The sequence below is a fragment of the Pseudoalteromonas sp. MMG010 genome, from assembly GCF_018100905.1.
Lineage (GTDB): Bacteria > Pseudomonadota > Gammaproteobacteria > Enterobacterales > Alteromonadaceae > Pseudoalteromonas.
Genome location: NZ_JAGJEG010000002.1, coordinates 1 through 19,963, shown reverse-complemented (window position 1 = coordinate 19,963; position 19,963 = coordinate 1). Strand labels below are relative to the sequence as shown.

The window sequence follows — 19,963 nt, the reverse complement described above, 5'->3', positions numbered from 1 at the left end:
CCTTATTTTTTATTCCATGCGTTGTTTTTTTCTCGAATTGAAATATAAGCCATGTTTAGCTGTATGCTTATCTAACTGCTCAACAGTTATTGGCTTAGAAAAATAGAACCCTTGAAACTCTTTACAGCCCATCTGATGCATTATTTTAACTTGCTCTTTGGTTTCAACACCCTCTGCAACACAGGTTACATTTAACGCTTCGCACATAACATGAATGGCTTTTACTAAACTTTGTTGCCTACTAGAGTTAGTAACTTGGCTTATTAATGAGCGGTCTAACTTGAGTTTATTAATTGGGTAATCTGCTAAACGAGAGATATTTGAATAACCAACCCCAAAATCATCTACTGATATAATAAAGCCCCACGATTGCAACGTTTTAATAAGCGCCAATGAATGGGTTTGCTGTGACTCGAGAGCAGTTTCGGTCAACTCTAGCTCTATTTGTGATGGGTTGACATTAAAATCGGCCAAGTACTTTACCAGTTTCGACATAAAATCACTTTGGCTAAAATCAATAAGTGAAATGTTTATAGCTACCGGCATAACAGGCGACCCTTGCTTAGACCATGTTGCTATTTGTGCACATACCTTTTGAATAATAAGTTCGGTTAAACGGCTTATCATTTGGTACTCTTCAGCAATAGGCACAAATACACCAGGTGAAACGACACCTAACACTTTACATTGCCAACGAGCTAATGCTTCAAAACCGATACACTTGCCGGCTGCATTTACTTTTGGTTGGTAAACGACATCAATATCGGCGTTAGTTAATGCTTCATCTAATAACATCGAAATTTCGTGTTTCTCAATAAAAGCTTGTGAGTGTTGTTCGTCATATTGATTTATCGGATGAGTGTGAACATTAGCAAGCTTTAAAGCCCCAATAGCATTGTTCAGTGTCGCTTTTAATGACTTACCATTTTCTGGGTAACAGGCATAACCCAATAAAAATAACTGCGAGATACTTTCGCCATAAATTAAATAATCAGTATCTAATTGAGCTTTTATTGCAGGCAAATGCGTATTGTGAAGATCGGTTTTAGAGTGTGAGGTTACAATAAAGGCAATTTGTGCCTCACCGATATGGGCACATAAAATGGGGGCTTGTGTTGTTTCTTTTAAGCGTTTATACACTTTTCGTAGTAGGTGTTTCGTTTTTTCTTGGCTAAGCGTTAAGTTTAAGTAGTCATTATTTGCACTTTGCATTACAACAACATAAAAATGCTTTCTATATTTTGTAATTAATTTTTCGCATTGCAGCTCAAACCAATCCCTATTTGGCAGCTGGGTATGATTATCGCAGTATCTTAGCCGCTTATTTTCTTGCTCCATTGCAGTTAAGTTCTGCTTAATATGTTCTTCATGAGTACAATCTGAAAAATCATAAACACTTAATTGAGAGTCAGTAAAAAAATAATGGCTGACACGCAAGAATTGATTTTTATATTTAATGATCTGATCACTTTGCAATGTTTGCAGTGGCAAGTCAGTATTTAAAAGTGTCGCTAAATTTTCAGGTACTTTGGTAATTGAAAATAATAATAAAGCTTGCTCATTACAATCTGTTATTAAGCCATTTTTATCCGCAATAATTTTGGCTTTGGGAGATTGACTAAAAAAAGTACGGTAAAGTATTTGCTTTTGATTTAAGTATTCATTCGATTGTATTGTTTTTTTATTTAAACGCTTCGCGGCTACAATTGTGCGTGCAACAGCAAGAGGGATACAAATATTAAAAAATAAAAAAATCAATCCAGTAATATAAATACTAGCACTTGGCAACTGCTGGTTTATATCCGTTATTGATGATAAGTCGATATTATTTATAATCATGTAAAAAGGAATTATATTTAGCACAGCATAAAATAAAGCACTTTTATACCCGACTAACATCAAAGCAATGATAGGACACGAATACATATACATTGAACCGACTTTAGCTAGCTCTAAATCGGTTAAATATAAGTTCATAAATACACTGGCTAAAACAATAGTCACTAACAGACTATGCGAACACACCACATAATATCGTTTACTCGCTATGACTAGAATAAACATCAGTATAAAGAAGCCAACACTGAGTACTATTGCGTATATTAAATTAAGACTCATTGCTTTTGAGAAGATATGTAGCGCAACCGCTAAACATAACAACATACCAGAGCAAACAATGATACGTAACGCACTTATTCGCCAATTTGCAATTTGATTATTGGTATTAGGTGGATCATCTAACAATAAGTAACTACGTAGTAAATTCATTATTTATATTTATTAAATAACAGAGTCATAATTATCAATATAGCATCAAAAAAATCAATAACATAGATTGTATTATTAGAATAATTTATTGCGTATTAAAAACGCCTAAAGCTTAACTTAAAATTAACATCAACACACCCTTTAGAACCAACAAGCTGGACTTTAGTGCATATATATTGTTAAAGTATATAGGCGCTTTACATACCTATACAATTTATTAGCACTGAGATATTCAATTGATTTTTCATAACCTAAAGAAGAGTAATTAATGATGTTAACTGATGAGGAATTAAATTTTATAGCTAATATTGTAACAAAAGAATCAACAAGCGATAATTCGCCGTCACTGAAAGTAAAACCTAGTTTGCCAAACACGTTAAAAAGTATTTTAAATAATGCAACATTAACGTTATTAGCTGAACTTGGCGATTATCAATTATGGTTCCCTCTAGAGTTAAAAGTCGATCACTTAGGTCAATTTACACCCATTTTAGCAGCCCCTGAAGTGATTGAAAAACAAGGCGTGGAGCGTAGCTGGCGATTTTCTCAAACACACATAGAAAATGACGAGTTTATAATTCAATCATTATCAAGTACAGGTATTGTATTAAAGCCTAAACAGCGTCAATTTACTGTAAATACGCCTCACTCTATTTCGTTTACACTCCCTCACAGAAAGCTTGTTCGGTTGTTAATTCAACCAATTCGTAGTACCCCCTCAGGTATAGCCGCAAAAATAATAAGTATAAAATCAGGACGAAGATCATTACGTAAGTTTTTATTTGATCAACATAAATTACAAAATTCATCTCTTTACGCACAAAGTGAACACACCTTCAGCGCATTTTAGTTGCAGTTAAAATTAGCGCCAGTTAAGCTTACGCTTTTTATGCAAGGTTTTTTATGAATACCCCTTCTTACCCTATCGGCTTATTTGGCGTACCTTGGACTCAAAGCGAGAAAAAGCAATGGTTATCACTGCAAACAATAAAGCGTAGTTATCACGACGAAGTGCTTAGTGTGCTTGATACATTAAAATCCACTACACATATCTCTCAATACGCATCGCTTAATTACACAGACAATCAATACCCTCTTTTTGTGATCCAAAATAAAGTACCCGATACCAGTAAGCCTTATGTTTTAATTACTGGCGGGGTGCATGGTTACGAAACCAGTGGAGTGCATGGTGCGTTACGTTTCGCACAAACAACAATGCAAAAGTATTCAAGCGAATTTAATTTTATAATAGCGCCTTGCATTAGCCCTTGGGGGTACGAAACTATTAACCGCTGGAACCCTGAGGCGATAGACCCTAACCGCTCTTTTTATGATAACAGCCCTGCACCAGAGTCGGCGCATATTATGGCATTTATCAACTCCCTTAATGTAGATTTAATTGCTCATATTGATTTACACGAAACAACAGATACAGATAACACAGAGTTTCGCCCAGCGTTAGCGGCTCGCGAAGGGACAATAAATAAAAATTGGAATATACCCGATGGTTTCTATTTAGTAGCTGATTCAACGAAACCGGAAAAAAATTTTCAAACCAATATTATTAAACAGGTGCAAACGGTTACTCATATTGCACCAAGTGATGAAAATAATCAGTTAATTGGTGTCCCACAAGAACAATTTGGGGTTATTAATTACGATGCTAGAAAACTGGGTTTATGTATGGGCTTTAGTAATGCGCCGTATGTGACAACGACAGAGGTATACCCTGATAGTCCTTTAGCTAACAGTGAACAATGTATTTTGGCTCAAGTGGCAGCTATAAATGGGGCATTAGATTACATTTTAAAATAAAGCCAAAAAGCCAATGCAAAAATTAATATGCCTTTATATTTAAAGGCATATTAATGCTAAACAGCATTTATAAAGCGGGTATTAGCTTTATTGCCCCTTGGGTGACTTTCATATCAAGTGGTAATTTACTTAATAAAGCTATTTTAGGGTCATCGGTATTTAGCTTATAAACCGGATGTATTTGCAAAAATTGATTAATTATATCCATAACCTGATCATCTAAAGCCGAAATATTGCCTTTATAACCTGCCGCATCAATGCTTGAATCCAATAGATTTACATTACGTAAAAACACCGCTTTTTGTTGAGAATCATAATAAGGACTCCCCTGCACTTTAAGCTGTAATCTAATGGGGTAATTCAGTGCAAACACCGAAAGTTGAGCACTCGTATCAGCACCTAAAATAACAATGTCACTGTTATCAGGCCCTATTTCTACACTCATATCGTTTATATCTAATTGAACGGGCAATCCCATTAGCGTTATCTTTTCACTTAATTTAGGCAATTCGTCTGCAAGTAATGATTCTACATCACTGTTACTAAAGGAATAAAATGATAGCCCTGAATAACCCGTGGTACTGTTACATGCTGATAAAAATAAGGTTGCTAGTAGTAGTAAAGCTCGCATAACATCTCGTTTTTTTAATTATAAAAAAGCCGCACTTAAGCGGCCTTTTAGGGAAGTACTGGCGTTTTAATTTAAAAATATAGTTTTTAACTTAGTTATAGTATCAGCGCTAACTGAACCGTTGCTGAGTGCTAAAAACTGCTTTAAATAAAACTCAATATCTGCTTGTTCGCCTCGGTGTTTGTCATCTAGCATAGCGACTTGTTCAGCCATGCGTAAAGACATATCAGCACTGGGCATATTGGCTAAAATTTCAATTCTCGTTACTAACTGCTCTGCAGTTAATGAAGTAACTAAAGGCGTTTTGAATTCATCAATTACAGACTGCGATTGCTCAAGCGTAACGAATAAAGACTCAACGATCTGCTGCTGCGCTTTATCATTTAATATCTCAAGCTTAGCTGTAATCGCTGCTAATAATACGTTCACTCTTGATGTGAGTACTTTTTCATTCATAAAACCTTGAACTTTTACATATAGATCATGTAATTGAGCCTTTTCACTTACCTGTTCAAGTACTAGCTCAAGTTCACTAAAGTCAGATAGTAATTGTTGCTCATGTGCAGATTTTACATTTTTTTGTTGCTCAAACTCACTGCTGCGTTTTGCAAAGGTTGCATCGTTAATTTGTCTAAATTTTTGCCATAAAGCCTTTTCTGCTTTTAAGCCTGCAAAGCCAATATTTTGCCATTGCTGCTGTAGCTGCTTTAATTCTTGGCACGCTTGGGCTAAATCATCACTTTCACTTACTTGTGTCGCTTTTACTAACAATTCATTTTTAAGTTGTGAGTTAGCTTTGTAATAAGCGTTTAATTTTGCTGTAACAAGTTGTTGGGCACCCTTGTAGTCATCGTTTAAAGTACGGTACGTTTTTGGGTCAACTTTAGCAGCTGATCGCCATTGTTTATTTAGTTGGTTATAAGTACTTTCGTATTTTTTCCAATCAACTGGCTGCTCTGGCTCCTGTGCTGTGGACAGTTGCTTAAGTTGTGCAATAATGTCTTTTCGCTGCGAAATCGTGATTTCTCTTTGTGCTTCTTGCTCAGCAAAAAACGTCCTACATGGGGCAAACAATTGCTCTATTATAGTATCAAATTGCTCACCTTGTTGTTTTTCTTGTTCAGTGTCTAAGCGTCCTAACTCAGTCCAACGTTTACGAAAAACTTTAACTTGTTCGGCTCTTTGCTTAGGGTCGGTACAGGCTTCATTAACCATCGTCGACACTTCTTCTAAAAGCTCTGCACGTTTAGGGGTTGCTGCATATTTTTGCCAATCTTTAGCGTCTGCTAATTGTGTTTCTAAGTCTGATTTAACATTTAATAACGGCTGTTTAAAGTTCTCTGTTAAGCTATTAAATACGTCTTCGAATCCTTTAAACACGCCAAATGCAACATTAAAGCGCCCTTCTTCTATTAATCTTTTAACATCACGCGCTTTGCGTTTTGCCTGTGCCTGGCTTTTGTTTAATGTATTAGTTAATTCGTCCATTGCCGCTAAAAACTGCTTTTTATGATCATTAAGCTGTTTTTTAAATGCACTTTGTAAAGCACTATCAATTTTATTTAAATGCTGATGTATGGCTTTTAGCTCATTATTAAAATGGCTGAGCACAGCATCATAATCACTTAATTGTTTTGCTGGCGTTATTGATTGAAGTTGTAAAAATGCCGCTTTAAATTCGCTAATTGCTAGCGTCAATTCAGGTAATTTTTCTGCTTGTTTAATTAATTTATCAAGCTTAGTAGTAACGTGTTTGCTATTTAAATTACTCTCTAACTCAACCTCTGTCAGTGCTGTTTTTGCCTGACTAATTTTAGCATTTAACCAATCTTGTTGAATTTGCTCAGGGGCATCTAAGCCTACTTGCAATGCATTGGTTATTTCTTCACTTATTGCTTCTAAGTTTGCAAGTGCTAATGCTTGCTGTTGTTGATGCGCTAGTTGTTGTTGAACAACGTCATGCTGCTGCTTCAATTGCGATAAATGTTCATCAACTTTAGTTATGATTGAAGTGTACTTTTCGTCGACTTGTGCAATTATTTCATCGTTAAGCCATGTTAATTCAAGCGCTTGCCATTGAGCAATTAAATCATCTGACTGTTGCTTTACAAGCACATAATCAGTTTTTTCTTTTAATGCGTTTAATTTCGCTAAAATAATACGTGTACTATTTTGTACCTGAACGGGCATTTCAATAGCAAGGCGTTGGTTTTCTATATGTTCGTCAAGACGTAATTTAGCACCCTCGCTCGCATGCTTCAGTAATGATTTTGTGAGTTGATGGCTAATGACTAAATCAACTAACTCAAGCTGTAAACTCTCATTACCTTCTTTAAATGCTTTTTCTATTAACTTAGGGTTGGCTAAGCGTTTTAATAACTTAACTCGCGCTTTAATTTCTTTTTCAACAAATACTAATTTTTCTAACGTTTTTACCGGTGCGAAGCGTTCTATGTATTCTGTCTTTATATCACCAGCTAAGTCATTTTCATTGTTTAACACGGCCGTCGATATGTGATGCTCTGCAACATCTTTTAATGCATTATCTTGCTTATATGCTTGCCACCATAATGGTAACTGATTTAATTTTTGTAATGCTTTTCTGCGTATTTCTACTGAGCTATCTTGTAATGCTAAGGTTTGTAATATGGTTATATCTTGGCTTTTATCTAACTTTTCAATTGAATCAAGACGTACTTGTTGTTTTGGATGTTTCCACTTCGGGGTAAAAAGGTGCTTAAATATCATTTTCACTAAACCTAGCTATTTCGTTGTCTGCTTTAAATTCTTTTTGTAATTGTGCTTTTGTTTTTTGTATCATTTCACCATTAGCACCAATCGTAAATTGTTCATTAGATTGTGCTACTTTTGCTTGGTAAAGCATGACTAATTGAACTGTTTGTTCTTTTTGCTCTTCTGATAATTCGGTGCCATCTGGCCACTTTCCAGTGGCAGCACCATATTGCAAGCGCTCAAATAATTCAGGCGTTATATTGTTTACTAAGTTATCAATGTTCATATTTATTTTTTCTTTTTTAGGGTCACTAACATAATGCGGTTAATAAGATACCAAATACAACCCACACCAATTGCTACTGTATAGCCATACCATTCTATGCTCTTCTTTTCTGGTTGTAAGAAATACAAACAAAAAAATCCACCTAAAAATAAAATAAGGGCAATAAAAGAATGATTAATAAACATTTGCTGTTTTTTAATACGTTGTTCGCGTTGTAGCTGCTGAACTTGCTCGTTATTTAGCTCACCGATATTACTTTCGCAATGTGGGCATTGCTTATGTTTATCTGAAATTGACTTTGCACATTTAGGGCAACGAATAATCGCCATACTACTTCTCCAACATAGTCATAAAAAAAGCGCCTTTCGGCGCCTTTATTGTACGTGTTTTATTTGTCGTTGTCTTTTTTGAATTTCAACCAATACTCATCTATCGATTGTTTCATTTCTTTTCTTAATAACATAATGCCAAATAAGTTAGGCAAGGTCATAACAACAATAGCAACAGCTGCTAGCTTCCATACTAATGTAGTATCTGCAAATGAAGCCCAAAAGAATGCTGCTACGTAAAATACTCTATATGGCATCACTGAGCGATGACCCAATAAATAAATCATTGCTCTATCACCGTAGTATGACCATGCAATAGCCGTCGAAAAAGCAAATAGTAATAGCCCTATAGATACAATATATTGCCCGCTATCACCGAAGAAGCCCCGTGAGAATGCTTTAGTTGTAAGCTCAGCTGAATGTACCAGCGACTTACCTACTAAGCTAATACTGTCATCAGTTGGCATACCGTCTTTAATTTCAACAATACCGTTGTATTTATGTTTATCGGTAATACCAAATCGTACATCTTCTGCAATCGAACGAGAATGTAAAATAGTGTAACCATCGGTGGTAGATATACCATTTACAACCGTTATATCACCATTATACATTTTTACATTACTTGGTTTACCATTTAAGTAGTTGTATAGTTCTTGACGTTGGGCGTCATCCGTTTCAACGTAATCACCTTGTATCACACTCATAGAAGAGCGCTCAAAATGAGTTTCGAATTTTTCGTTCCACACACCCGACGACAAAATAACAAGACCGGTTAAAGTACAAATTATAATGGTATCGATGAAAGGTTCTAAAATTGACACCATACCTTCTGATACCGGATCTTCTGCTTTAGCCGAGGCGTGAGCAATTGGCGCCGAGCCCTGACCTGCTTCATTAGAAAATAAACCACGATTTACACCACGATTAAACGCATAGGCAAATGACGCCCCAATAAAACCACCCGCAGCTGCAGAACCGGTAAATGCATCCATAAATACAGAAGCAAATGATGGACCTATATTTTCAATATTATAAAAAATAACACCTAATGCACCAATGATATAAATTGCGGCCATTAAAGGTACTACACGTGAAGTAATGGCTGCTATACGTTTAATGCCACCTAATATAACCAGAGCTAATAAAACAGATAATACGGCACCGGTGGCCATAGGTGCAAAACCAAATGTAGCTTCCATACCTTGCGCAATATTGTTAATTTGCGGCAAGCTACCTGTACCAAATGAGCTGATCACCGTTGCAATTGCAAATAAAATAGCGAGCCATTTCATGTTTAATCGCTTATCCATGTAATACATTGGACCACCTGACATGGTGCCATCTTCTGTTTTTTCACGGTATTTATGCGATAGTGTTACTTCAACAAATTTTGTTGTCATACCAAAAAATGCAGTCATCCACATCCAAAACAATGCAGCGGGCCCACCAATCGAAATAGCAAGCGCAACTCCCCCGATATTACCAGTACCAACGGTACCTGATAATGCCGTAGCTAAAGCTTGAAAGTGAGTTGTGTCGCCTTCTGTACCTTTTTTATCAAACTTACCTGATACAACCTGACATGCATGTTTAAAAAAACGGATTTGTGGAAACTTTAAATAGATTGTGAAAAATAAACCGACCCCTAATAGTACATATGGAAACCAAAAGGCTCCCCCTAACATACCATCTAAACTATCAAGTAGTTGTCCAAATGCATCCACGCTGAATTCCTCTTATTATTTTAATTTTAAAATTGATTGATTCATTGTTAACTAAATTAAAGCACACTGGTGATTCTATTAATGTAATGACTTTAATTAGCTATTGAAATCGAGTTTTTATAATTATGTTGCGAATATAATAAAAAAGGGCAACATTTTTATGTTGCCCTTACCATATAACAAATTATCTTAGTTTATCAACGACATTTACGATTGCCGCTAAAGTATCTTGCCCAAATTGATACGAACGGCGATCTGACCAGCCATAATCTGGATCAGGCAAGTCATTATTATCTTTAAATGGCATCTCAATCGTATAAGCAAGCGCATTAAATTCTTGTGCGACTGCCGATGAACCAACCGTTAAATTTGCTTGGCCTGGCTCATCTTTGGGATAACCATGCTCATCTTGAAACTCAGGCGTGATAGTAAGTAACGCCGCTTTAAAACTTTCTTCTAAATCTTGCATACGTGTATCGTAAGCAGGAATACCTTCACTACCGGCTACAAAGTTATAAGGTATTGCTTCGTCACCATGAATATCTAAATGCATATCAAGGCCGGTTTCTCGCATTTTATTGAGTACGAGATAAACCTCTGGGCTGTTTTGCATAGTGGGTGTTTGCCATTCACGATTTAAGTTAACGCCTTTTGCATTAGTGCGCAAATGCCCTCTTACACTGCCATCAGGATTCATGTTTGGCACTATGTAAAACACCGCCTTAGATAAAAGTGCTGCTGCATGCGGGTCTTCATCATCGAGTAGTTTGTGTAGTAATCCTTCAACAAACCACTCTGCCATTGTTTCACCTGGGTGTTGACGAGCTGTAATCCAAATTGCTTTTTTATCATCACTTGGCTCACCAATGGTAAGCAAACTCATATCACGGCCATCAAGTGTGTGACCGAGTGTAACTAACTCACATTCGTCTTGGCTTTGTGACCATGCTAATAAATCTAAATGACGTTCGTAGCTGTAAGGTGCAAAATAAGCAAAATAAATACTGCCGCACTCAGGAGCGATTTCAAAGCTTAGTGTTCCATTTTCATAGCTAGAAGGAACACGGAACCATGTTAAACGGTCGTATGAGGCAACCGCATGATAATCTTCCCAACCATCAGGATAAGCCGATTTTTCTAAGTTATTAATATGCAGCTTATGAAGTTCATAAGGATTTGTTTCAAGGCGAAAATGGAACCATTGATAAAAATCAGATTGATGATCTTTATTGATCTCTAGTTGAATATTAAGTGGGTTTTTATCATCAACAACTTTAATATTGCCGCTGTCGAAATTACTGCTGATTTTCATATGTGAAACCTATTTTGAGTTTACTTGCTTGTTAGAAACGAGTATTAAAATACAAAGAAATTTTACCACACCTTTTTTATCTTTAAAAAAGTGAGAGAAAAGCCAGCGTCAGCTGGCTTTTCTGGTTATATTATCGCGGTAAACTTGGGAAAGAAACCTCAGCCATATCACGCATACAACGAACAACTTGGCAGCTGTAACCAAATTCATTATCGTACCATACGTATAGCACGACACGATTTCCTTCAACAATGGTCGCTTGCGAATCAACCACACCGGCATAACGGCTACCAACTAAATCGGTTGATACGATTTCAGTTGATGCGGTGTAATCAATTTGATCGCGTAAATCAGAATGAAGTGCGGTTTCGCGTAAAAATGCGTTTAATTCTTTAACTGTTGTACCGATTTCCAAATTAAGATTTAAAATCGCCAGCGATACGTTAGGTGTTGGTACCCTAATTGCGTTGCCAGTAAGCTTTCCTTCAAGTTCAGGAAGCGCTTTAGAGACTGCTTTAGCTGCACCGGTTTCAGTGATAACCATATTAAGTGCTGCTGCACGCCCACGACGCTCTGCTTTATGATAGTTATCAATTAAGTTTTGATCGTTGGTATAAGAATGCACCGTTTCTACATGCCCATTATTAATACCAAATTTATCATTTAATGCCTTAAGCGTCGGGGTTATAGCATTAGTTGTACAGCTTGCTGCACAGACAATTTTATCTTGTGGATTAATATCTTGGTTATTTACACCATAAACAATATTTTTAATGTTGCCTTTAGCCGGTGCAGTAAGTAACACCTTTTCGGCACCGACCGCTTGTAAATGCTGGCCAAGGCCTGCTTCATCTTTCCAAATACCCGTGTTATCAACAATTAACGCGTTTTCAATACCGTAATCGGTATAATTAACTTCACTTGGCGAGTTTGCGTAGATAACCTGAATGTAACTCCCATTGGCTTTTATGGCATTGCGCTCTTTATCGATAGTGATAGAGCCATTAAATGGCCCATGAATGGAGTCGCGGCGCAATAAGCTTGCACGCTTTTCTAAATCGCCTTCTTTACCACCACGTACAACAATAGCGCGTAAGCGAAGGTCGGCATAAGGCCCCGACTTTTCAATTAATAAACGTGCTAATAAACGACCAATACGGCCAAAACCATAAAGTACAACATCACGGGGCTCTTTCGCCTTCGAGTTCATAATCTCAGCTAGTTCGTCTTTTACAAACTCAACAATGCTTCGGCCATTGGCTGCATCGCTATATAAGTAGCGATAGGCAAGTTTACCAATATCTATACGAGCAGAGTTTAATTCCATTTCGCTAATTGCTTCTAAAAACGGATAACTTTCACGTAAACGTAATTTAGTTCCTTCAAATTGCGCCACTGTTTTATGCGACTTAATGATTTCAATGGTACTTGCATTTACCAAAGGACGACCATAAACAGCAATTTCAATACCTCTATTACGGTATAATTTACCGATTATAGGTTGCATACTTTCTGCGTAATCTTGACGTTCTTGCCAACTATTTGTGTATTCTAACTCGTGAGATGAGGTCATTTTATTTACCTAATTAATATTTTTTGAACGGATAGCCCACTTGGGCACAGGTATTCTAATTTAATATTGCATTATTCTCTACTGTTAGCCGTTAATTGATTGCGCTAGAATGGGGATGAATCGAGTAACTTAAGGGAAAAAAATGCGTTTAACTACAGCATTAATTATTAGCTTAACGGCATTAACAGGGTGTGAAAAGCCGTTAACTCTTGCGAATGTGTGTGAAGAAACACCAGGGTTTTGTAATGATTTAAATAAAGATAGTCATTGTAGAAAAGAACGCTCTGCCACGATATTAACTCGCTATATTGAGTACAAAGATCCTACTGATGAAAACAAGTATCAACTTTTAAAAAATTTCGAAAGTTATAATCAATGCATTAGTTTAGCAGCTCAAATTGAACATAAAAAATTAAAAAATAAAACAACGTCTCGAATCGACGGGCAGCTAACAAGCATAAAAGAGATAACACGCCTGTACCAAGATACTGAAAACACCGATCACCCAGGACTGTTGTATTATCATTGGTCACGAAATAACAAACAAAACGCATTAACTAAGCTGCTATCGTTAGAAAATACCCCAAGTGTGAAAGACAGTGCCGAAATGCAGTTTTTTTTAGCTTCTTACTATATAAAGTTTGATGAAGAAAAAACTATTAATTTATTATACAAAACACTCGAATTAACCAAAGCCGGTGAAACGCCAAATCCAGAAATATACACCAGTTTGATCAGCTTGTTTTATAAGCAAAATAAATTTAAGCATGCCTATATTTTCGCTAAAGTGGCGCAAATGGCAGAAGTGAAAAATATAGAGATAATTCCCATTGAAAATGAGCTATTAAGTGCAGGTAAGAATTTGTCGAGCTTAGAAGCTCTTGCACAAGAGACGTATCAACAAATTTTAAATGGTGAGTTTGTATCTCCTCGCGAGTTTTAAAAAATTAAAGTTCAAATAAAAAGGCAGCTTACGCTGCCTTTTTTATAAAACTGTACCTAAATTACTTATTTGTACCAACTTCAACTCGGGTTTTTAGCTTTTGCCCAGGTCTAAAAGTGACCACACGGCGTGCCGAAATAGGAATGTCTTCTCCAGTTTTCGGGTTACGGCCTGGTCTCTCTTTTTTGTCCCGCAGGTCAAAATTACCAAATCCAGAGAGCTTAACCTGCTCTCCTTTTTCAAGCGCTGAGCGGATTTCTTCAAAAAACGCTTCAACTAAGTCTTTGGCATCTTTTTTATTGATACCCAGTTTTTCAAATAGGTGTTCAGCTATGTCGGCTTTAGTAAGCGCCATATCTAGTCCCTCAACGATGCATTAAATTGTTCAGCCAATTCGGCCACCACGTTATCTACCACTTGGTTAATGTCTTTCTCTTCGAGTGTTCTATCAACCGCCTGCAGTGTTAGAGCAATCGCCAAACTCTTATAATTTGGCTCTATACCTTTGCCCTTATACACATCGAATAAGTTTAGGTCAACCAATTGATTTCCGCCAACTTTTTCTATGGTATTTAAAATATCACCTGATTTAACGCTGTCGGCTACTAAAATAGCGATATCGCGACGGTTTGAAGGGAACTTTGATACCCCTTGCGCTTGCGGTAAATTTCTTTTTTCAATAGCAGACATTTCTATTTCAAATACATAAGTTGTATTATTAATATCTAGTGACTTTTGCACTTGTGGATGCAATGCACCAAAGAAACCAACCTTTTTGCCTGCAACATAAATAACCGCCGATTGACCTGGATGTAAGCCATCTGATTGTTCGGCTTTAATTTCAAAGCGACTAATATCGTTAGTGATAGACAGTAGTGCTTCAACATCCCCTTTAAGGTCATAAAAATCAACATTACGTTTTTCTTCAACCCAATGTTCGCCATGTGATAAGCCAGTGATCACTCCACCTAATACGGCAACTTGGTGAACACCATTTTCAGCACTTTCGTCACTTAAAAACTTAAGGCCATGCTCAAACAAACGAATACGTGGTTGTTGACGATTTTGGTTATAAGCAACACTGGTTAATAAACCAGGCATTAAACTGACACGCATTACCGACATTTCAATTGAAATAGGGTGAGGAAGCACTAAAGGTTCACTTTGTGGATGAAGTACTTTTTGTACTTTTGGATCTACAAAACTATAAGTAATTGCTTCTTGATAACCGCGCGTAACCAGTGTATTTCTAAACTTATTTAGTGCAATTGTAGATTCATCGTGCGTTGTCATTTTTAATTTTGCAGTAGGTGCAACATTTGGAATACTGTTGTAACCATATACACGAGCAACTTCTTCAATTAAATCTTCTTCAATACGAATATCAAAACGGTAACTAGGTACGTCTGCACTCCAGGTATCGTTAGCATACTGCACATCTAGCCCTAAGCGAGTTAAAATGTCAGTCACTTTTTCATCGTTTATATGATGTCCAATAACACGGTCTAAGCGAGCACGACGAAGACGTACTTGGGTAACTTTTGGCAGTTTTTCTTTTGCAATCGCTTCTACTACAGGCCCTGCTTCGCCACCTACAATATCAAGTAATAAAGCAGTAGCACGCTCTATTGCATCGTGTTGTAAAGCAAAATCTACACCACGTTCATAACGATGAGATGCATCGGTGTGCAAGCCATAACTACGAGCTTGCCCAGCAATTGCGACCGGATTAAAAAATGCACTTTCAAGTAAAATATCAACCGTTTTATCGGTAACACCTGATTGTTCACCACCAAAGATACCTGCAATGGCAAGTGCTTTTTTCTCATCAGCAATGACTAATGTTGATTCACTTAACGTTACTTTATTGCCATCAAGCAAAACAAGGTCTTCGCCAGCATGAGCACTACGAACCTTTACACCACCTTCAAGCGCTTTTAAATCAAACGCATGCATTGGATGACCAAGTTCAAGTAACACATAGTTTGTTACATCAACGACAGGGTCGATTGAACGAATCCCACTACGACGTAATTTTTCAACCATCCATAATGGCGTTTCTGCGTCTAAATTAATGCCTTTAATTACACGACCTAAATAACGAGGACACGCGTCTTCGTTAACAAGCTCAATAGAGACTTTATCTGCAATTGTTGCAGCAACAGCAGGGATTTTAAGTTCGTTTACATCAATGCTGTTTAACACACCGACTTCACGAGCTAAACCTTTTATACCTAAACAGTCACCACGGTTAGGCGTTAAATCAACATCAATAATATTATCGTCAAGGCTTAGGTATTCTCGTATATCAGTGCCTACTGGCGCATCTAATGGCAACTCCATTATGCCATCGCCTTCTTCACTAATGCCTAACTCAACAAATGCACATAACATTCCATGTGAAGGTTGGCCACGAAGCTTTGCTTTTTTAATTTTAAAGTCACCTGGTAAAACCGCACCAACGGTTGCCACAGCCACTTTAATACCTTCACGACAATTTGGCGCACCACACACAATATCTAGTAACTCATCGCTACCGACATTGATTTTAGTTACACGAAGCTTATCTGCATCAGGGTGCTGCTCACAAGCTACTACTTCACCAACGACAACCCCATTAAAGGCTGCCGCGGCTGGTTCAACACCATCAACTTCCAAACCAGCCATCGATAACTGTTCCGAAAGAGCTTGCGTATCAATAGCAGGATTAACCCACTCTCTTAACCACTTTTCACTAAATTTCATTTTATATTTTCACTCTTAACGGAACTGGTTCAGGAATTTTAAGTCATTTTCAAAAAATGCACGTAAATCGTTTACGCCGTAACGCAACATCGTTAAACGCTCAACGCCCATGCCAAATGCAAACCCGGTGTATTTTTCAGGGTCGATACCGACTGACTTAAGTACATTTGGATGTACCATGCCACAGCCTAAAACTTCTAACCATTTACCGTCTTTACCCATAACATCTACTTCTGCAGATGGCTCTGTAAATGGGAAAAATGAAGGGCGGAAACGAATTTCCATATCTTCTTCAAAAAAGTTTCGTAAAAAGTCGTGTAATATACCTTTTAACTCAGTAAAGCTAACATCTGTGTCAACCATTAAACCTTCAACCTGATGAAACATCGGTGTATGAGTTTGGTCATAATCGTTACGATATACACGGCCCGGCGAAATAATGCGTAACGGTGGTTGCTCGGCTTCCATAGTACGGATTTGTACACCACTGGTTTGAGTACGTAATACCAATTTAGGGTTAAAATAAAAAGTATCATGATCAGCACGAGCTGGGTGATGTTCTGGGATATTTAGTGCATCAAAGTTATGAAAATCATCTTCAATTTCAGGACCTGATTTTACTGCAAAGCCTAGTTCGCCAAAAAAGCTTTCAATACGCTCAATAGTGCGTGTTACAGGATGTAAGCCACCACTTGGCATTTTTCGCCCAGGCAACGTTACATCAATCGTTTCCGCAGCTAACTTTTCTTCCAACGCTTTACTGGCTAACATTTCACGCTTGTCGTTAATTGCAGTTTGAACGTCTTGTTTAGCTTGGTTTATAACTTGTCCTGCTTCTTTGCGTTCTTCAGGAGCAATTTTACCCAATGTTTTAAGTAAGCTAGTGATTTCGCCTTTTTTACCAAGGTAATTAACCCTGATCTCTTCTAGTTGCGCGATTTCACTGGCACTGGCTACTGCCTCAAGTGCTTGCGCTAAAATATTTTCTAAGTTCATTCGATACCTGATCTGTCACAGAAGGTGATTGCTTTTAAGTAATGGCTTATGATAACTGAAATCAGGGGCTAGATTCTAGACCTACTACAGCTTTAACGTTGATTTTATGAAAGGAATTGTTAATTTTCGTTGTGCAGCCATCGATGCATGATCTAATTTATCTAAAACATCGAGTAATGCACGCATATCTCTACTTAAACGTGTCAATAAAAAACGTGCACATTCATCAGTTAATTCTAACCCACGCATATTAGCGCGTTTTACTAAGGCTTGGGCCTTATCATCATCACTCATTGAGCGAATTTGTAAAGTTGTGCCCCATTTAAGTCTTGATTCTAAATCAGGTAAACTAATATTTAGCATATCAGGAAGCAAATCTGCGGTGACTACAAGTATTTTCCCAGGCTCATTAAAACGATTAAAAAAATTAAACAACGCTTTTTCCCAAGCATCATTTCCCGCTACTAAATGAACATCATCAATGCATAATACATCTAACGACTCTAAGCCATCTAAAACCATGGGTCCAAAGCTTATAACCTCACGCATAGATAACAACATATTAGATAATCCACGCTCTTGTGCTTCAATGCATGTTGCATAAAGCAAATGTGATTTACCAGAGTCACCAAGGCCACAAAGATAAGTATATTGGAAATGTTGAGTATATTTAGTAAAGGCAATTTTCAGGTGGTTAACTTCTAAAGAGTCTTCACCACCAAAATAAGAGACAAATGTTTCATCATCTGGCAAGGTAACCGGCAATGCCATTTGCATAGGCTCATAGTGCATTATTGGGCATTCCACTGATACTCTAAGCTATCTTTGCTAACAACATGATAAAATGCTTGAGGGTCGACATACTCGACAAAATGAGTATCTAAACCAAGCGCTTTCTTTAAATTTTGTAAACTACCCGTATGCCTTAAACTAAATTGAACCGACTCTAATGTTTTGCTAATAATTTTAACCTCTGTGATTACGCTCAAAGCTGATAAACGGCGTTTAGCCAGTTCAATATCAGCAAAGTTAGCTGTATTTTTTAAGGTTAAAATAGCTTTAGATTGTTCATTATAGCTATTAGGATCAATTGCATATTCTTGTCTTAGTAGATAAACAATATCCTCAACCATTTGCATAACAACCTGGTGCTGATCACCCGATAAACGATTTGAATCGAATTGTTCATCATTAGTGAAGCGCCAATCAAGTACCCAATTTGTGCTTTGTGGTTCTAAATACATTCTTGCTGTCACACTTCGCTCTGCACGGTAACGTTTAGATGCTTGTTCAATAGGGCTTGAAAAATTACCCCATACTTCTGGAATACCAACAATGGCACGATCTTGAAGATCTAATAAAGGGATAACAACTGGCAGTCCTCGTTTATCTGCTACATCATAAATTAGTTGTTCTAACTGCGGGTAGCTTTCTTGTGTTACAAGTTCTCTTTGATAGTTGTCTTCTATCGCTAACCAAATAGCCACTAAAGGACGTTGAACTCCCCATAATGGCAACTGAAGCTCTTTAATTAATTGATTAATTTTGGTTTGTTCGAATTTAACTACAAGGTTAAGTTCACCGTTTCGTTTTTCGTCATATTCAAACTTAAGCATATAGTCTGAAATATTTTTTGTTTTAGTTCTAGCAATTTGGCTATCAGCGACATTTTCATCACCACTGACTTTAACCAATACGTTCAATAATGCTTCTCGACTAGCTGTTAAACGAGCATCTCGTGACTTATCATCTACCTGTAAAGTATCTTGATATAAATCAGATACTTCTACTGAGTAAACCGGCACAGCTGAAATAAAAAGTATAAAAGTAGCTAAAAATTTAAACACGGCTATTAGTTCTTGTTTTAAAGTAATTTGATCCTAAATCAAAGCAACTGACAAAGCAAAATTATATTCAAATGGATAATAATTATCTTACTATTAAATAAACATTTACCGTCATTCATGCAAATAAGCGCTTCGCTTTGGAGGTGTGATTGAGTGACTAAGCCATTACTTTTAATGTCTTTCATTTCTCATTTACCCTCATTTTCTTCTCTTTGTGAGCATGGGCTTTGTTTTTGGTGATTAAGACAAATTTGCACAAAGAGGCGATTCGCTTTGGAGACGCTGCGCTTTAGAGAAGTGACCTAGTGATTTAGTGACTATAACGCGTTTATGGCTTCTCATTTACCCTCATTTGCTTCTCTTTGTGAGCAATGGGCTTTTGTCTTTGGTTTTTAGTGATTAAGACATTTATTCACAAAGAGGCGTTTCGCTTTGGAGACGCTGCGCTTTAGAGTAGTGATTTAGGGACTAGAACGTGTGTTGGGCTTCTCATTTACTCTCATTTACTTCTCTTTGTGAGCAATGGGCTTTTGTCTTTGGTTTTTAGTGATTAAGACATTTATTCACAAAGAGGCGCTTCGCTTTGGAGACGCTGCGCTTTAGAGAAGTGACCTAGTGATTTAGGGACTAGAACGTGTTTATTGGCTTCTCATTTACTCTCATTTTCTACTCTTTGTGAGTAATGGGTTTGTTTTTAGTTATTAAGGGGTTGTGATTAGGTACGGGGCCTACTGAGTCGGTTTGGTCTATGACTATTT

At 37.1% G+C, this 19,963-nt stretch carries 16 protein-coding genes; 3 read left to right on the top strand and 13 right to left on the bottom strand.

The genetic code is table 11. The features are described from left to right. Positions 1 to 9: 9 nt before the first annotated feature. On the bottom strand, positions 10 to 2,268 hold the full coding sequence (locus J8L70_RS03070) for a GGDEF domain-containing phosphodiesterase (protein WP_211054014.1): 2,259 nt from the start codon (positions 2,266 to 2,268) through the stop codon (positions 10 to 12). 268 nt (positions 2,269 to 2,536) lie between these two features. Here J8L70_RS03070 and J8L70_RS03065 point away from each other — a divergent pair, with 268 nt between their 5' ends. Further along, positions 2,537 to 3,118, top strand: a complete 582-nt coding sequence (locus tag J8L70_RS03065) for a hypothetical protein (protein ID WP_211054013.1) — start codon at positions 2,537 to 2,539, stop codon at positions 3,116 to 3,118. A 53-nt stretch (positions 3,119 to 3,171) separates the two neighbouring features. After that, the gene (locus J8L70_RS03060) at positions 3,172 to 4,083 is read left to right on the top strand and encodes a M14 family metallocarboxypeptidase (RefSeq protein WP_211054012.1); all 912 of its coding nucleotides are present in this window, start codon (positions 3,172 to 3,174) and stop codon (positions 4,081 to 4,083) included. Positions 4,084 to 4,150: 67 nt separating this feature from the next. Here J8L70_RS03060 and J8L70_RS03055 read toward each other — a convergent pair whose 3' ends face one another. The 7 genes from J8L70_RS03055 to J8L70_RS03025 form a co-directional block, all read right to left on the bottom strand. Beyond that, positions 4,151 to 4,714, bottom strand: a complete 564-nt coding sequence (locus J8L70_RS03055; RefSeq protein ID WP_211054011.1) for a DUF1439 domain-containing protein — start codon at positions 4,712 to 4,714, stop codon at positions 4,151 to 4,153. A gap of 66 nt (positions 4,715 to 4,780) precedes the next feature. Beyond that, positions 4,781 to 7,462, bottom strand: coding sequence for a DUF349 domain-containing protein (locus J8L70_RS03050; RefSeq protein ID WP_211054010.1), 2,682 nt, complete (start codon positions 7,460 to 7,462; stop codon positions 4,781 to 4,783). Continuing rightward, positions 7,452 to 7,733, bottom strand: a complete 282-nt coding sequence (locus tag J8L70_RS03045) for a DUF1315 family protein (protein ID WP_211054009.1) — start codon at positions 7,731 to 7,733, stop codon at positions 7,452 to 7,454. The genes J8L70_RS03050 and J8L70_RS03045 overlap by 11 nt, the downstream gene beginning before the upstream one ends. A gap of 2 nt (positions 7,734 to 7,735) precedes the next feature. Further along, positions 7,736 to 8,062: a hypothetical protein gene (locus J8L70_RS03040; protein ID WP_211054008.1), complete on the bottom strand. Its 327-nt coding sequence runs from the start codon at positions 8,060 to 8,062 to the stop codon at positions 7,736 to 7,738. A gap of 59 nt (positions 8,063 to 8,121) precedes the next feature. Continuing rightward, on the bottom strand, positions 8,122 to 9,789 hold the full coding sequence (locus J8L70_RS03035; protein ID WP_211054007.1) for an AGCS family amino acid carrier protein: 1,668 nt from the start codon (positions 9,787 to 9,789) through the stop codon (positions 8,122 to 8,124). A 184-nt stretch (positions 9,790 to 9,973) separates the two neighbouring features. Next, positions 9,974 to 11,101, bottom strand: a complete 1,128-nt coding sequence (locus J8L70_RS03030; protein ID WP_211054006.1) for a M14-type cytosolic carboxypeptidase — start codon at positions 11,099 to 11,101, stop codon at positions 9,974 to 9,976. 130 nt (positions 11,102 to 11,231) lie between these two features. Then, entirely contained in the window at positions 11,232 to 12,674 is a 1,443-nt protein-coding gene (locus J8L70_RS03025; RefSeq protein ID WP_211054005.1) for a glyceraldehyde-3-phosphate dehydrogenase, read from the bottom strand. A 142-nt stretch (positions 12,675 to 12,816) separates the two neighbouring features. On the opposite strand from J8L70_RS03025, the gene J8L70_RS03020 reads away from it, so the two are divergent. Next, positions 12,817 to 13,617, top strand: a complete 801-nt coding sequence (locus J8L70_RS03020; protein WP_211054004.1) for a DUF2989 domain-containing protein — start codon at positions 12,817 to 12,819, stop codon at positions 13,615 to 13,617. Between the two features lie 61 nt (positions 13,618 to 13,678). Here the strand turns inward: J8L70_RS03020 and ihfA are convergent, their stop codons facing one another. The 5 genes from ihfA to J8L70_RS02995 all read right to left on the bottom strand — a co-directional run bounded on the left by ihfA (position 13,679) and on the right by J8L70_RS02995 (position 19,205). Beyond that, a complete protein-coding gene (gene ihfA, locus J8L70_RS03015; protein WP_211054003.1) occupies positions 13,679 to 13,972 on the bottom strand; it encodes an integration host factor subunit alpha in 294 nt (97 codons plus the stop codon). A 2-nt stretch (positions 13,973 to 13,974) separates the two neighbouring features. Then, on the bottom strand, positions 13,975 to 16,362 hold the full coding sequence (pheT, locus tag J8L70_RS03010) for a phenylalanine--tRNA ligase subunit beta (protein WP_211054002.1): 2,388 nt from the start codon (positions 16,360 to 16,362) through the stop codon (positions 13,975 to 13,977). Positions 16,363 to 16,377: 15 nt separating this feature from the next. After that, the gene (gene pheS / locus J8L70_RS03005; RefSeq protein ID WP_211054001.1) at positions 16,378 to 17,358 is read right to left on the bottom strand and encodes a phenylalanine--tRNA ligase subunit alpha; all 981 of its coding nucleotides are present in this window, start codon (positions 17,356 to 17,358) and stop codon (positions 16,378 to 16,380) included. Between the two features lie 84 nt (positions 17,359 to 17,442). After that, on the bottom strand, positions 17,443 to 18,153 hold the full coding sequence (hda, locus tag J8L70_RS03000) for a DnaA regulatory inactivator Hda (RefSeq protein ID WP_211054369.1): 711 nt from the start codon (positions 18,151 to 18,153) through the stop codon (positions 17,443 to 17,445). Beyond that, the gene (locus J8L70_RS02995; RefSeq protein WP_211054000.1) at positions 18,150 to 19,205 is read right to left on the bottom strand and encodes a DUF2066 domain-containing protein; all 1,056 of its coding nucleotides are present in this window, start codon (positions 19,203 to 19,205) and stop codon (positions 18,150 to 18,152) included. The genes hda and J8L70_RS02995 overlap by 4 nt, the downstream gene beginning before the upstream one ends. Positions 19,206 to 19,963 lie beyond the last annotated feature (758 nt).

Bases quoted from the DNA above. Each gene is read 5' to 3' on its own strand.
- J8L70_RS03045 (WP_211054009.1), bottom strand. From the start codon at position 7,733: ATGAACATTGATAACTTAGTAAACAATATAACGCCTGAATTATTTGAG.
- J8L70_RS03070 (WP_211054014.1), bottom strand. From the start codon at position 2,268: ATGAATTTACTACGTAGTTACTTATTGTTAGATGATCCACCTAATACC.
- J8L70_RS03065 (WP_211054013.1), top strand. From the start codon at position 2,537: ATGATGTTAACTGATGAGGAATTAAATTTTATAGCTAATATTGTAACA.
- pheT (WP_211054002.1), bottom strand. From the start codon at position 16,362: ATGAAATTTAGTGAAAAGTGGTTAAGAGAGTGGGTTAATCCTGCTATT.
- J8L70_RS03025 (WP_211054005.1), bottom strand. From the start codon at position 12,674: ATGACCTCATCTCACGAGTTAGAATACACAAATAGTTGGCAAGAACGT.
- pheS (WP_211054001.1), bottom strand. From the start codon at position 17,358: ATGAACTTAGAAAATATTTTAGCGCAAGCACTTGAGGCAGTAGCCAGT.
- ihfA (WP_211054003.1), bottom strand. From the start codon at position 13,972: ATGGCGCTTACTAAAGCCGACATAGCTGAACACCTATTTGAAAAACTG.
- J8L70_RS03040 (WP_211054008.1), bottom strand. From the start codon at position 8,062: ATGGCGATTATTCGTTGCCCTAAATGTGCAAAGTCAATTTCAGATAAA.
- J8L70_RS03030 (WP_211054006.1), bottom strand. From the start codon at position 11,101: ATGAAAATCAGCAGTAATTTCGACAGCGGCAATATTAAAGTTGTTGAT.
- J8L70_RS03055 (WP_211054011.1), bottom strand. From the start codon at position 4,714: ATGCGAGCTTTACTACTACTAGCAACCTTATTTTTATCAGCATGTAAC.
- J8L70_RS03020 (WP_211054004.1), top strand. From the start codon at position 12,817: ATGCGTTTAACTACAGCATTAATTATTAGCTTAACGGCATTAACAGGG.
- J8L70_RS03050 (WP_211054010.1), bottom strand. From the start codon at position 7,462: ATGATATTTAAGCACCTTTTTACCCCGAAGTGGAAACATCCAAAACAA.
- J8L70_RS03060 (WP_211054012.1), top strand. From the start codon at position 3,172: ATGAATACCCCTTCTTACCCTATCGGCTTATTTGGCGTACCTTGGACT.